Annotated in this window: 10 protein-coding genes and 1 pseudogene; 5 read left to right on the top strand and 6 right to left on the bottom strand. The window is 73.4% G+C overall.

Features of this window, described 5'->3' with window-relative positions; translation table 11 throughout:
* Positions 1 to 81 precede the first annotated feature (81 nt).
* The 3 genes from JYK04_RS05100 to JYK04_RS05090 are packed head-to-tail and all read left to right on the top strand — an operon-like array spanning position 82 to position 2,068.
* Entirely contained in the window at positions 82 to 798 is a 717-nt protein-coding gene (locus JYK04_RS05100) for a glycosyltransferase family 2 protein (protein ID WP_229876184.1), read from the top strand.
* Entirely contained in the window at positions 795 to 1,415 is a 621-nt protein-coding gene (locus JYK04_RS05095; RefSeq protein ID WP_189742259.1) for a TIGR04282 family arsenosugar biosynthesis glycosyltransferase, read from the top strand. The genes JYK04_RS05100 and JYK04_RS05095 overlap by 4 nt, the downstream gene beginning before the upstream one ends.
* On the top strand, positions 1,412 to 2,068 hold the full coding sequence (locus JYK04_RS05090; protein ID WP_189742258.1) for a class I SAM-dependent methyltransferase: 657 nt from the start codon (positions 1,412 to 1,414) through the stop codon (positions 2,066 to 2,068). The genes JYK04_RS05095 and JYK04_RS05090 overlap by 4 nt, the downstream gene beginning before the upstream one ends.
* Positions 2,069 to 2,136: 68 nt before the next feature.
* On the opposite strand, the gene JYK04_RS05085 is transcribed toward JYK04_RS05090, so the two are convergent.
* Both JYK04_RS05085 and JYK04_RS05080 read right to left on the bottom strand, forming a co-directional pair.
* Positions 2,137 to 2,553 (bottom strand): hypothetical protein, encoded by a 417-nt coding sequence (locus tag JYK04_RS05085; protein ID WP_189742256.1) that lies wholly within the window; start codon positions 2,551 to 2,553, stop codon positions 2,137 to 2,139.
* Positions 2,553 to 3,332: pseudogene (locus JYK04_RS05080) on the bottom strand (molybdopterin-dependent oxidoreductase); the annotation flags it as partial. The pseudogene JYK04_RS05080 and the gene JYK04_RS05085, both read right to left, overlap by 1 nt.
* On the opposite strand from JYK04_RS05080, the gene JYK04_RS05075 reads away from it, so the two are divergent.
* Complete coding sequence (locus tag JYK04_RS05075) at positions 3,219 to 4,280, top strand: glycosyltransferase 87 family protein (RefSeq protein WP_308431078.1); 1,062 nt, start codon at positions 3,219 to 3,221, stop codon at positions 4,278 to 4,280. The pseudogene JYK04_RS05080 and the gene JYK04_RS05075 overlap by 114 nt on opposite strands.
* On the opposite strand, the gene helR is transcribed toward JYK04_RS05075, so the two are convergent.
* Positions 4,267 to 6,438 carry an RNA polymerase recycling motor ATPase HelR gene (helR, locus tag JYK04_RS05070; RefSeq protein ID WP_189742248.1) on the bottom strand — a complete coding sequence of 724 codons (2,172 nt, stop codon included), beginning with the start codon at positions 6,436 to 6,438 and terminating at the stop codon, positions 4,267 to 4,269. The genes JYK04_RS05075 and helR overlap by 14 nt on opposite strands.
* A gap of 482 nt (positions 6,439 to 6,920) precedes the next feature.
* Between helR and JYK04_RS05065 the strand changes: the two genes are divergently transcribed.
* Positions 6,921 to 8,225 (top strand): hypothetical protein, encoded by a 1,305-nt coding sequence (locus JYK04_RS05065; RefSeq protein WP_189742246.1) that lies wholly within the window; start codon positions 6,921 to 6,923, stop codon positions 8,223 to 8,225.
* Here JYK04_RS05065 and JYK04_RS05060 read toward each other — a convergent pair.
* The 3 genes from JYK04_RS05060 to JYK04_RS05050 form a co-directional block, all read right to left on the bottom strand.
* Positions 8,220 to 9,866, bottom strand: a complete 1,647-nt coding sequence (locus JYK04_RS05060) for an MFS transporter (RefSeq protein WP_189742243.1) — start codon at positions 9,864 to 9,866, stop codon at positions 8,220 to 8,222. The two genes, JYK04_RS05065 and JYK04_RS05060, sit on opposite strands and share 6 nt — an antisense overlap.
* A 92-nt stretch (positions 9,867 to 9,958) precedes the next feature.
* Positions 9,959 to 11,383 (bottom strand): DUF2252 domain-containing protein, encoded by a 1,425-nt coding sequence (locus JYK04_RS05055; RefSeq protein WP_229876181.1) that lies wholly within the window; start codon positions 11,381 to 11,383, stop codon positions 9,959 to 9,961.
* 101 nt (positions 11,384 to 11,484) lie between these two features.
* Positions 11,485 to 12,381, bottom strand: coding sequence for a YhjD/YihY/BrkB family envelope integrity protein (locus JYK04_RS05050; protein ID WP_189742237.1), 897 nt, complete (start codon positions 12,379 to 12,381; stop codon positions 11,485 to 11,487).
* Positions 12,382 to 12,384 lie beyond the last annotated feature (3 nt).

Below are 12,384 nucleotides of genomic sequence, written 5' to 3'. Positions count from 1 at the left end.
CCCCCTCCCGCGGGACGGCGTCCGCGTTTCGTAAGGTCTGCGGGCCCCTTTTCCACGGTCCTGATTCCTACGGTGTGGAGGGTGACTTCATCAGCTTGTGCTCCGCCCCGCGCGGACCTCGTACTGCCGTGCCTCGACGGGGCGCAGGCGCTTCCCTGGGTGCTGGCGCGCGTGCCGGCCGGATGGCGCGCCATCGTCGTCGACAACGGTTCGACCGACGGCTCGGCGGACATCGCCCGGAGCCTGGGCGCCACCGTCGTGCACGAGAGCCGGCGCGGTTTCGGCGCCGCCTGCCACGCCGGGCTCCTCGCGGCCCGCGCCGACCTGGTCTGCTTCTGCGACTGCGACGCCTCCATGGACCCCGGGCTGCTCGCCGCCATGGCCGCGGGCGTCGCCGCGGGCGAGGCCGACCTGCTGCTCGGCCGCCGCCGCCCCCAGGGGCGGGGCGCCTGGCCCCTGCACGCCCGTGCCGGGAACCTCGCGCTGGCGCGGATGCTGCGCCGCCGCACCGGACTGCGACTGCACGACCTCGGACCGATGCGGGTCGCGCGCCGCGAGGCGCTGCTCGGCCTGGAACTGACCGACCGGCGCAGCGGCTACCCGCTCCAGATGGTCGTACGGGCCGCCGACGCCGGCTGGCGCGTCGCCGAAACCGACGTCCCGTACCTGCCCCGCTCCGGGAAGTCCAAGGTCACCGGCACCTGGCGGGGCACCTGGCAGGCGGTGCGGGACATGCGCAAGGTGCTCGCCGAGCCCCCGGGCATCCGGTCCGCGCCCACCGAGGGGGCTTCCGCATGAGCACCCTCCTCGTCATCGCCAAGGCCCCCGTCGCCGGCCGGGTCAAGACCCGCCTCACCCCGCACTTCACCCCCGAGCAGGCCGCCGGGCTGGCGCGCGCCGCGCTCCAGGACACCCTGGCCGCCGTACTCGACACCCCGGCCCGGCGGCGCGTACTCGTACTCGACGGAGCGCCCGGGCCCTGGCTGCCCCACGGCATCGAGGTCGTGCCGCAGTGCGCCGGCGGGCTCGACGCGCGCCTGGCCGCGGCCTTCGCCCGGGCCGCCGGACCGGCCCTGCTGATCGGCATGGACACCCCGCAGGTCACCCCGGACCTCCTCGCCCGCGGCCTCGACTTCGGCGAGGCGGACGCCTGGTTCGGCCCCGCCGACGACGGCGGGTTCTGGGCGCTCGGCCTGGCCGAGCCCGACCCGGCCCTGCTCCTCGGCGTCCCGATGTCCCTGCCGACCACGGGCGAGCTGCAGCGCGCGCGGCTGACCGCCTCCGGGCGGGCCGTACGGGACCTGCCCGAGCTGTGCGACGTGGACACCCCGGCCGACGCGGCGCGGGTCGCCGCCGCCGTGCCCGGTACCCGCTTCGCCGCCCTGCACTCCGGCCTCCGCACGGTGACCCGATGACCGCCCAGCTCACCGAACCCGCCCTCGCCTGGCGGGCCGACCCCTACGCCGACGCGCTGCGCGCCGGCCAGGGCCCCCTCTACCTGCGGCGCTCGGACGGCTGGCTGCTGCCGCTGGACGTGGAGCGGTGGTGCGCCGAACCGGACGAGGCGGACGAAGGCGTCCTCGCCCGCTGCACGGGGCCCGTCCTGGACATCGGCTGCGGCCCAGGGCGCCTCGTCGCCACCCTGGCCGCACGCGGGCACCGGGCGCTGGGCGTGGACGTCACCCCCGAGGCCGTGGCCCGTACGACGCGGGCCGGCGGCAGCGCCCTGTGCCGGTCGGTCTTCGATCCGCTGCCCGGCGAGGGACGCTGGGGCACCGTCCTGCTCATCGACGGCAACATCGGCATCGGCGGGGACCCGGCCGCCCTGCTCCGCCGCGCCGCCCAACTCGCCGCACCGGACGGCTCCTTGCTGGTCGAGGTGACCACCGCCGACGTCGACGAGCGCGTAGAGGTCCACGTCGACGACGGCCGCGGCGGCCACGGGGCGCCCTTCTGGTGGGCCCGGCTCGGCGCCCGCGCCCTGCGCGGCGAAGCCGCGGACGCCGGCTGGACCCGGTCCGCCACGTGGCAGGCCGCGGGCCGCAGCTTCGTGGACCTGCGGCGCTGACAGGGCAGGACGACGGAGGGGGAGCCGATGCCGCACCGGCGTCGACTCCCCCTCCGTCGTGCTTCCCGTCAGCGCCGCAGGGCCGCGCGTCGCCGCCGCGTCCGCGCCCGCGCCCACGCGCGCGCTCCCGCGTACGCGAGCACGCCGATCGAGGCCATCGCCAGCAGCCAGTTCCGCGGATAGTCCAACGGCAGCACCGACGCGTTGGCCACGCCACCGGGGCGCAGGAGCGGCGGCAGGGCGATCACCGTCAGGCACCCCGCGACGACCAGTGCGGCGCGCGGGACCCCGCGCAGGCGCAGGCCCGCCGCCGCGCACAGCGCCCCGACCGCGATGACCAGCGGGGCGATCAGCCCGTCGTGCACGAGGACCCCGCCCGCGAGCCACAGGGCGATCCGCCACGGCTCCGGCTCCCGCACCAGCAGGAAACCGCCGAAGGCCATGACGGCCAGGCCGAAGCCGCCGACCGCGTACCGGAAGCCCATCACGCCACCCCCAGCCGGCCGACCCATTTGGTCTGGAGCACGCCCGGCCGGTTCGGGGCGATGATCCGCGCCGGGTAGCCGTGGTCCAGGGACAGCACCTCGCCGTTCAGGCGCAGCGCCAGCAGGGTGAGCGGGTCCTGCGCGTACAGGCGGCCCATCTCCATCACCCGGTACGCACCCGCCACTTCCAGCGACACCACCCGGCAGCGTGCGTCCGGTCCCCCTCCGGCCCGCTCCAGCAGGTCCCGTACCCGCACCCCCGTCCACCGGGCGGACTTGCTCCAGCCCTCCACACAGGCGATGGGCAGGGTCACCTCGTGCTGCGGGAGCGCGCGCAGCTCCGCCAGGGTGAGGACGGCAGGCCGCGGCCCGGCCAGGGTCAGCCGCCAGTCGGCCAGCGAGGCCCGCGTGACGCGCGCCGCGGCGGCCGTACGGTTCACCGGCAGCCCCTGCGGACCGTACGCCGGACTGCGCGGAGCGAACAGGTCCAGCGGACCGAGCGCGGTGACGGACTGCCCGACCGTGGTCAGCGTGACCGCGCCGACCCCCGCCGCGACGGCCGCCAGCAGCTGCCGCCGGTCCGGCCCGTCGGCCTCGGGCAGCGCCAGGGTGCCGGGGGAGCGGCGGGTGAAGTGGTCGCGGATCCGCGGCCATTGAACGGCGACGTGCAGCAGCAGCGATCCCAGCAGGAGCCAGGCGACGGCGTAGTGCACGGGCACGAACGAGAACGGCCAGGGGTACCACTGGAAGGTGTTCAGCAGCCCGGTGAACACCCGCCCGTCGCCGAGGCGTACTTCCTGGCGGTCGACCGGCCCTCCCCGCCCGGAGCCCGGCACAAGCCGCTCCAGACCGGCGCCGGCCTCCTCTCCCTCGGCGTGACGGGCGCGCTGCTGCTGATCCTGCGCCGCCGGGGCCAGGACCCGCGCCGGGCCGCGTACTGGGCCTGGTGTCCCGCCGTACCGATCGAAGCCGTGAACAACGCGCACGTGGACGTCCTGGGAGTGCTGCTCGCCGTGACCGGCCTCGGTCTCGTCGCGGAGCGCGGGCTGCGCCGCCGGGCGGCGGGAGGCCTGGTCCTCGGCGCCGCCGTCGCCACCAAACTCATGCCCGCCGTCGTCCTGCCCGGCGCGCTGTCCGGGGTGCGCCGCGTCCGCGACGCGGCCGCCGTCCTGGTCCCCGCCGCTGCCTTCACCCTGCTGGCCTACCTGCCCTACGTCCTGCTCTCGCACGACTCCGTCCTCGGCTACCTCGGCGGCTACGTGGACGAGGAGGGCTACGACGACCCCTCCGCCGGCTCCCGCTACGCCCTGCTCCGCCTCGTCCTGCCCGACAGCTGGACGTTCCCGGTGCTCCTCGTCGCCATGGCGGCAGTGTCCCTGTACGTGATGCGGCGCGGCGACCCCCGGCGCCCGTGGAGCGGAGCCCTCCTGGTCACCGGGTGGGCCTTCGTGCTCCTCACCCCCGGCTATTCCTGGTACGCCCTCCTCCTGGTCGCCCTCGCGGCCCTGGACGGACGCTGGGAGTGGCTCGGCATCGCCCTCGCGGGCGCGGCCGTCTACCTCCTCGCACCGGTCTTCGGCCACCGGCCGGCGCTGAGCGCGACCGCGTACGGCGCCGCCGTCCTCCTGATCCTGGCGGCCCCGGCGCTCCGGCGGCGGCGCGGGTCCGCCCGGCCGGGCGCCGGGGGCGGCCCGCGGCTGTCGTACGACCGGGTCAGGAACTCGTGAGGATGACGAGCCGCTGCGTCGCCCGGGTCATGGCGACGTAGCGGTCGACGGCTCCTTCGATCCCCGTGCCGAAGGTCTGCGGGTCGACGAGGACGACGAGGTCGAACTCCAGCCCCTTCGACAGCCCGGGGGTCAGCGTCCGGACCCGGGAGGTCTCCCGGAAGGCGCCAGCCGCTCCTGCCTCGGTGCCCTCGGCGCCGATGACGCAGGCGACCCCGTCGGCGTGCTCGTCCAGCCAGCCGTCGAGGACCGGGTCCAGATCCGCGACGGAGCCGTACACCACGGGAATGCCGCTGCTGCGGACCGAGGCCGGCACGTTGGCGTCCGGGAGCGCTTCCCGGATGGCCGGCTCCGCCACCGCCATGACCTCCTCGGGCGTCCGGTAGTTGATGCTCAGGGAGGCCACCTCGATCCGGTCGAACCCGATCCGCTCCAGCCGCTCCCGCCACGACTCCGTGAACCCCTGCCGGGCCTGGGCCCGGTCCCCGACGATGGTGAAGCTCCGGGACGGGCAGCGCAGCAGCAGCATCTGCCACTCCGCGTCGGTGAGTTCCTGAGCCTCGTCCACGACGACGTGCGCGAACGGTCCGGCGAGCAGGTCCGGGTCGGCCCCGGGCAGCGCGCCCTCGTCGACCAGGCTGTCCTGCAGGTCCTTGCCGCGCAGCATCGTCACCGCGCCCTCGCCGTCGTCATCGGCCGCGAGCAGGTCGTCGATCACCCCGGCCATGCGCTCACGTTCGGCCGCGACCGCGGCGCCCCGCCGCCGCAGCCGTCGTGCCGACTCCGGGTCGCCGAGCCGCTGCCGCGCCGCGTCCAGGAGCGGCAGGTCGGACACCGTCCAGGCCTGGGCGTCCGCGCGCTGCAACGCCGCCACGTCCTCGCGGCTGAGCCACGGGGCGCACATCCGCAGGTAGGACGGTACCGACCACAGATCCCCGACGAGGTCGGCCGCATCGATCGTCGGCCACGCGCGGTCGAGCGCCGCGACCAGCTCCTCGTCGTACCGCAGCGATCTGCCGAACACCTCGGGCGAGAGGTCCTCGTCGTCGAACTTCTCGAGCAGGATCGTCACCAGCTCTTCCCAGATCTGCTCGCGCGCCTCGTTGTGCGCGGTGCCCGCGGCCGCCTCGAACGCCTCGGCCCAGTCGTCCGGGCTCAGCCAGACGTCGGACCAGGGGGTCGTGACCGTCATCCCCTCGGTGGGCGGCTCCTCGTAGATCCGCACGGCCTTCTCGATCGCCTTCACCATGTCCGCGGACGACTTCAGGGACGCCACCCGCGGGTCGGCCTCGGCCTCGGCCGCGGCCCCCTCGGCGACGAGGTCCCGCACCGTGCAGGTCTGCACGCCCTCCTCGCCGAGGCTGGGCAGCACATCGGCGACGTAGGCCAGGTAGGGCTGGTGCGGACCGACGAACAGCACGCCGCCCCGACGGTGCCCGAGCCGGGGGTCGGAGTAGAGGAGATGGGCGGAGCGGTGCAGCGCCACGACGGTCTTGCCCGTGCCCGGACCGCCGTCGACGACGAGGGCGCCGCGCGATCCGGCGCGGATGACGGCGTCCTGGTCGGACTGGATGGTGGCGAGGACGTCCCGCATCCGCGGCGACCGGCTGCCGCCCAGTCCGGCGATGAAGGCAGACTGGTCGTCGAGTGCTGCGTGCCCCTCGAACCCGTCGGCGGTGAACACCTCGTCCCAGTAGTCGCCGATCCGGCCGCGGGCCCAGCGGTACCTGCGGCGGCTCGCCAGGCCCATCGGGCTGGCGTGGGTCGCGGCGAAGAACGGCTCGGCCGCGGGCGAGCGCCAGTCGATCAGCAGCCGGCCCCCCGCGCCGTCGGTGAGGCCGAGCCGCCCGATGTACACGGGCTCGGGGTCGTCCTCGGCGACCATCCGCCCGAGGCACAGGTCCAACCCGAAGCGCCGCAGCGTCCGCAGACGACCCGTCAGCCGATGGATCTCCACGTCCCGGTCCATCGCCTCCCGGCCCAGGCCGCCGGGGGCCCGGCGCAACGCCTCCAGACGGTCGGAGAGCTCGGCGATCGTCTGCTCGAGGCTCCGCGCGACGGCCGCGAAGTGCTTCTCGTCGCCGCCGATCAGTGCCGGGTCGGCCTTGGGGGAGAGGCGGGCGGGAAGGTCGAACGCACTGGTGGTCAGGGAGGTCATGTCAGCAGCTCCGATCTGCGGTGGTACATCCGCGAACTCATCGAACGACCCGTCAACCGACAACAGCGCACGCACTATGGGGATCTCCCGTTTTCGCAGGTCCTGGCTTCGAGGAGCGATTCTGCGGTACGAGTGGGGCCTTGCCGCAAGCCCCCCTGTGCGTTATAACTTGAGAGTGGAAAGGAGTGGGTACTCCCCTTTCCACTGATCGTCTTCTCTTGATCGTCCGCTCCGTACGGACGTCCCCCCTCCGCCGAGTGGCAGCGCACCGCGCGCCCCTGGCCGTTCACCTCCGCCGGACCCCTCGCCGTGCCGCGCCGCCCCCGCGTTCATTCGTACGGCCGAACTGCGGATGCCTGCCCCGGCGCGCCGGGGCAGGCTGTGGGTCAAAGGGGAGCCGCCACCGCCTGCTCCGGCGCGGGTACAGCGCCATCCACCGATCCTCCGGGATCCACGGCTCCCGACCCCGTAGGAGGTCAGCCATGCAGGGTGACGAGAGCGCGGGCGAACTCGCGGCACTGCGGGCCAGGGTCGCCGCCCTGGAATCGGAAGCCGCGCAGCGGACTCCACCGAAGCACCGGATGAAGTCGCTGCTGTCCGCCCTCCTGATCATCATCGGCTGTGTGCTGGCTCCGCTGGGCATCGTCGCGTCCTGGACGTCCAGCATCGTCGGGAACACGGACCGCTACGTCGCCACGGTCGCCCCGCTGGCCTCCGACCCGGATGTCCAGGCGGCCGCCGCGAACCGCGTCACCGCCGCCCTGATGGAGCACCTCGACCTCCAAACCCTGCTGGAGGACGTGGCCCCCGACCAACGGCCGCTGCTCCAGAAGGCCCTGGGCAAGCTCGGCAGCTCGCTGGAGGGCGCGGTCAGCAGCTTCGTGAAGGAGAAGGCACAGGACGTCATCGCCTCGGACCAGTTCGAGACGATCTGGACCAACGCCAACCGCACGATCCACACCTCGCTCGTCAAAGCCCTGACCGGCAGCGGCGACGGCGCGGTGCAGATCAAGAACGACGCGGTGACCATCGACCTCGCACCGGTGATCGAACAGGTGAAAACACGGCTCGTGGACGCCGGGATGGGCGTCGCGGCCAAGATCCCCGAGATCCACACCGACTTCACCGTCGTGCAGTCCAACGACATCGGCCGGGTCAAGACGGGCTTCCGGCTCCTGGAGATCCTCGGCCTGTGGCTGCCGATCATCGCCGTGCTGCTCATCGCCGCGGGCGTCCTGCTCTCCGCCCACCGGCGCCGCATCCTGGTCACCGCGGCCCTCGCCGTGGCCTTCGCCGTCGCCGTCCTCGGCCTCGGCCTGACCGTCTTCCGTACCGTCTACCTCAACGCGCTCCCGGACACCGTCAACCAGGCCGCGGCCGGCTCCGTCTACGACGCGATGATCCGCCTGCTGCGCACGACGATCCGCATGGTCGTGGTCCTCGGCATCGTGATCGCCCTCGCCGCCTGGCTCTCCGGCCCCGGCAAGTACGCCACGGCGGCCCGCCAGATCTGGCACTCCGGCATCGTCGCCACGCGTGCCACCGCCGACCGGCTGGGTCTGCGCACCGGCCCGGTCGGCCCGTTCATCCGGCGCCACCGCTCCTGGTTCACCTGGGGCCTGGTGGCCATCGCCGTCATCGTCTACGTCCTGTGGTCCTACCCCACCGGCTGGGTGGTCGTGGGCCTCGCCCTCGCCCTGCTCTTCGCCCTCGCGGTGGTGGACTTCCTCGCCGAGGACACCACCGCCCCCGCCGAGGGAACGACCCCGAGCCCGCACCCGTCATGACGGGGCGTCGGCCGGGCCACGTGCCGCGGCGGGCTGGGCCGCCGGGATGCGCTGGGTGAAGAAGAGGGCGAGCAGGGCCGCCAGAGCGAGGAGGGCGAGCGCGGCCCGCAGCCCCTCGATCCGTGCCTGCTCGTTCGCGTCGAGTGCCGCCTGGGCCACCACCGGGTCCGTGCCCGCAGCTTCGAGGGCCTCGGCGAGCTGTTCATCCGACAGGAACGGGGCACTGCCGGCGAGGGCGGTGTGCGCCTGGGTCTTCACATCGGCCGGGACCGCCGGGTTCTGGTCGATGGTGGTGAGGAACGAACTCGTCAGCACGGCGATCATGATCGATCCGGCGAGCGCGGTGCCGATCGAGGCGCCGAGGTTGGTGACGGTGTTCTGGATGCCGCCGACCTCGGCGCTCTTCTCGTCCGGTACGGCCGACACGGTGACGGCCCCGAGCTGTGAGGCGAGCAGCCCGATCCCGAGCCCGATGAGCAGCATGGGCACGGTGACGACCTCCGCGCCGGAATCCGGGGTGAGGGCCGACATGAGGACGACGGCGCCCGCGAACATCGCCAGGATCCCGCGCCGCACGACGCGCCGGGGCGAGGCGTTCGGGCTGAACTTGGGGACCCCGATCGCGGCGGCCAGCAGTGTGATGGAGAGCGGCAGGATCAGCGCGCCCGTGTGCAGGGCGGACAGGCCGAGCGCCACCGACAGGTAGAGCGGGACGACGAAGAACACGCCCATCTGCACGAGGTACTGGAAGAGGAACATCGTCAGCCCGCCGGAGAGCTGCCGGTTCTTCAACAGCTCCGGGTCGACGAGCGGTTCGACACCGCGCGCCACCAGACGTGTCTCCCAGCGGAAGAACAGCCAGACCAGCATCAGCCCGGCCATCACCAGCCACACGACGGGCGAGACGCCGAACCACGAGGGGCCCCCGGCCTTGGGCCGGAACCAGCCCCATTCGCTGGTCCGCAGGATGCCGAACACGAACAGCCCGATGCCCGCCGCGGACAGGACCGCACCGAGCACGTCGATCCGCGGCCGGTGCTCCGGGGGCGCGTCGGCGATCCGCCGGGCCAGCAGCAGGATGGCGAGGACCATCACGACCTCCCCGGCGAACACCCAGCGCCAGGAGAAGAACGTGGTCGCGAAGCCGCCGATGAGCGGTCCGACCGCGATCGCCACCGCTGCCGCCGCCGCGACCAGGCCGTAGGCGGCGGGCCGCTGCGCCTTGCCGAAGTTCGAGGCGACGAGCGCCACGATCGCCGGCAGGATCAGGGCCGCTCCCACACCCTCCAGGAACGACCAGCCCAGCAGCAGGACCGTCAGGTTCGGGGCGAGCGAGGTCGTCAGGGAACCGAGTCCGTAGATGACGCAGCCGATCATGAACGCCCGCTTGCGGCCGATGAGCGCGCCGACCTTGCCACCGCTGATCATGAGCATCGCCATCACCAGCGTGTAGGCCGTGATCGCGCCCTGCATACCGCTCACCGTGGTGCCGATGTCCTCCGCCACCGTGGCGATCGAGACGTTCATCACCGAGCTGTCCAGGGCCATCAGGAACTGCCCGGCCGCGAGTGTCAGCAGGATGAGCCTCGTGTTCCCCGCGTTCCCGGCCGCCCCGTCCGGTCCCGCCTGCGCCGCTGTCATGCGCGCAGAGTGCCACGGCCGGGGGAGGCGGCCGGGCACCTCGCCCGCCGTGTCAGCCGACTGGCCGAAGCGCCTGCCCGGTCCGGTCCTGCTCAGGCCGCGACGGCGGTCACCCGCCCGGACGCGATGGCGTCCACCAGGCGCTGGTGGTCGCGCTCGTTGAGGTCGGCGTAGCTCTCCGCGAACCGCACGAGCGCCTGGTCGAAGGCGCCGCTACGGCCGAGGTACGCCGCGATCGCGATCCGGTCGCCGGAGCGGGCGTGCGCCCGTGCCAGGGTCACGCCGCACAGGCCGGCGAAGACCCGCATACCGCGCGGCACCATCCGGGCGGGCTCGGCGATGCCCTTCCAGTCGCGCAGCTGGCGTACGTAGAAGCTCCGTTCGAGTCCGTCGAGCCCGTGCGTCTGCTGCCAGCCGAGGAAGATGTCGCTCGCGGCCTGCATCAGCCGCTGGCCGGCCACGACCCGCTCGCCGCCGGTGGCGTACTCGCTGGGGCCCGCGTACGCGGCGAGCACCGAGTCACCGGCCTCCTTGGCCTGCAGGATCAGCGGGTCCTCGCCGTCGCGGCCCAGCAGCAGCACGATCCAGCAGCGCGTGCCGACACTGCCGACGCCCACCACCTTGCGGGCCATGTCGACGATGGAGTACTGGTGCAGCAGGTGTCTGCGGTCCGACTGGAGACTGTCCCCGTACCGTCCGACGACGTCCCGGATCTGGTCCTCGACCGAATCGCGCTCGTGACCCGGCAGCAGTTCGGAAGCCGGTGTGATCAGCTGCGGCACGGCGACGAAGCGGCGCCGGCCGTCGACCACCTCGGTGAGCTTCTCGAACGCCTGCAGGCTGTCGCGACCGCGCGCCTTGCTCAGCGCCTCGGACACGTTCTTGCGCCCGCGGGTGTGGAGCGAGCCCTCGGCCAGTGCCTGGAGGTGGGTCTCGTCCACCCTCGCGTACCAGACGTCGAGGGTGCGCATTTCGGCGAAGGCGCGCATCTGCTCGCGGTAGCCGCGCACGGCCGACGTCACGATCGTCGCGCGCTCGCCGTCGGAGAAGCCGTTCTCCCGCCCGGCGATCACCAGGCTGGTCGCCAGCCGCTTGACGTCCCATTCCCACGGCCCGGGCAGCGTCTCGTCGAAGTCGTTGATGTCGAACAGCAGGTTCCGTTCCGGGGAGCCGAGCAGCCGGAAGTTCAGCATGTGCGCGTCGCCGCACAACTGGACCCGGATACCCGAGTCGGGTGTGCCGGCCAGGTCACCGGCCATGATCGCGGCCGCACCACGGTAGAAACGGAACGGCGACTCCGCCATCCGGCCGTAGCGGATCGGCACCAGTTCCTGCAGCCGGGTGGCGGACTGCCGCTCGATGACGTCCATCGGATCCGCCCGGTCGGAGGACGGTTCGAAGTCCCCGTGGGAGGTTCTCGGAGCGGCCGCCCGGGCGGCCCGGCCGTTCACGGCCCGGTCCTTGGGCGAGAGCCGGGGACCGCCGTCCGCCGCGGTCGGGGCCGCGGTCGCGCTCATGTCACGCATCGTCATCGTCCGACCTCCCGGCCACCAGGACCCCTGCCTCCCAGCATCGCACCGGCCCCGCGCCGATGCCCCACGGGCGCCCGTGCGGTCCCTCAGGGACTCTCCTGCCGCAGCCCGCTCGGCACCGGGCTGCCCAGCCGCCGCGCCAGGTACGGCTCCTGCGCCAGCGCGGCGCCCAGGGTGATGCCGACGGCGACCGCCACGCACAGCACGATCAGCCACGACAGGACGACGAACACCGAGCCGGTGGACCCGTACGTGTCGAGCGACCGGTTGAGGGCGATCGGCATGTAGACCCGCGCGCCCAGCGACAGCGCGGTCACCGCGGCGGCGGTGAGGAGCGCGCCGGGCAGCAGCGGGGGCCACGCGATCAGCCCGCCCAGCAGCAGGTGCTGGCTCCACCACCACGCCAGCGTCTGGAGGAGGAGCGTGAGGGGGATCCCGAGCCACAGGCCGAGTCCGAATCCGTCACGGACCGGACCCTGGAAGATCAGCAGGACCAGCCAGGCGAGGATCCAGGCGAACCAGCGCCAGATCGCGACCCGCGTCCCGCCCCGCGGGATCTGCCAGGCGCGTTTGCACAGCCGCTGCATGGCACGGCTCACGGCGGTCGCCGACAGCAGCACGATCACGGCGCCGACCGCTCCCACGGCGTTGCGGATGTCCTCCTCGCCGGAGTGGTCGAACACGTCGCCCAGCTGATCGCTCGCCTGACCGGTGAGCCCGAACATCGTGCGTACGGAGGAGACCAGCTGGTCGCGTACCGCCTCCGGGGCGAACGAGGCGACGACGAAGAGCAGGGGCACGGCGGTCAGGAAGCACTGGGCGGCCAGTCGCGTGGCGGAGTCGAAGATGTTCACGCCGATCATGCGCTCCGTGACATGGGTGATCACGGGGAACCGGGTCTCGGCCCGCTCCTGCGTCCGTTTGGCGGCCGCGGCCAGCTCCCGGGAGCGCTCGCGCCACCGTGCCTTGCGCTCCGACCACATCAG

The organism is Streptomyces nojiriensis (assembly GCF_017639205.1).
GTDB classification, from domain to species: Bacteria; Actinomycetota; Actinomycetes; order Streptomycetales; family Streptomycetaceae; genus Streptomyces; species Streptomyces nojiriensis.
Note: the sequence above shows the minus strand (reverse complement) of the source record. Positions and strands in the feature narration are given on the sequence as shown.

Bases quoted from the DNA above. Each gene is read 5' to 3' on its own strand.
- JYK04_RS05060 (WP_189742243.1), bottom strand. From the start codon at position 9,866: ATGACAGCGGCGCAGGCGGGACCGGACGGGGCGGCCGGGAACGCGGGG.
- JYK04_RS05055 (WP_229876181.1), bottom strand. From the start codon at position 11,383: ATGAGCGCGACCGCGGCCCCGACCGCGGCGGACGGCGGTCCCCGGCTC.
- JYK04_RS05065 (WP_189742246.1), top strand. From the start codon at position 6,921: ATGCAGGGTGACGAGAGCGCGGGCGAACTCGCGGCACTGCGGGCCAGG.
- JYK04_RS05095 (WP_189742259.1), top strand. From the start codon at position 795: ATGAGCACCCTCCTCGTCATCGCCAAGGCCCCCGTCGCCGGCCGGGTC.
- helR (WP_189742248.1), bottom strand. From the start codon at position 6,438: ATGACCTCCCTGACCACCAGTGCGTTCGACCTTCCCGCCCGCCTCTCC.
- JYK04_RS05085 (WP_189742256.1), bottom strand. From the start codon at position 2,553: ATGGGCTTCCGGTACGCGGTCGGCGGCTTCGGCCTGGCCGTCATGGCC.
- JYK04_RS05050 (WP_189742237.1), bottom strand. From the start codon at position 12,381: ATGTGGTCGGAGCGCAAGGCACGGTGGCGCGAGCGCTCCCGGGAGCTG.
- JYK04_RS05090 (WP_189742258.1), top strand. From the start codon at position 1,412: ATGACCGCCCAGCTCACCGAACCCGCCCTCGCCTGGCGGGCCGACCCC.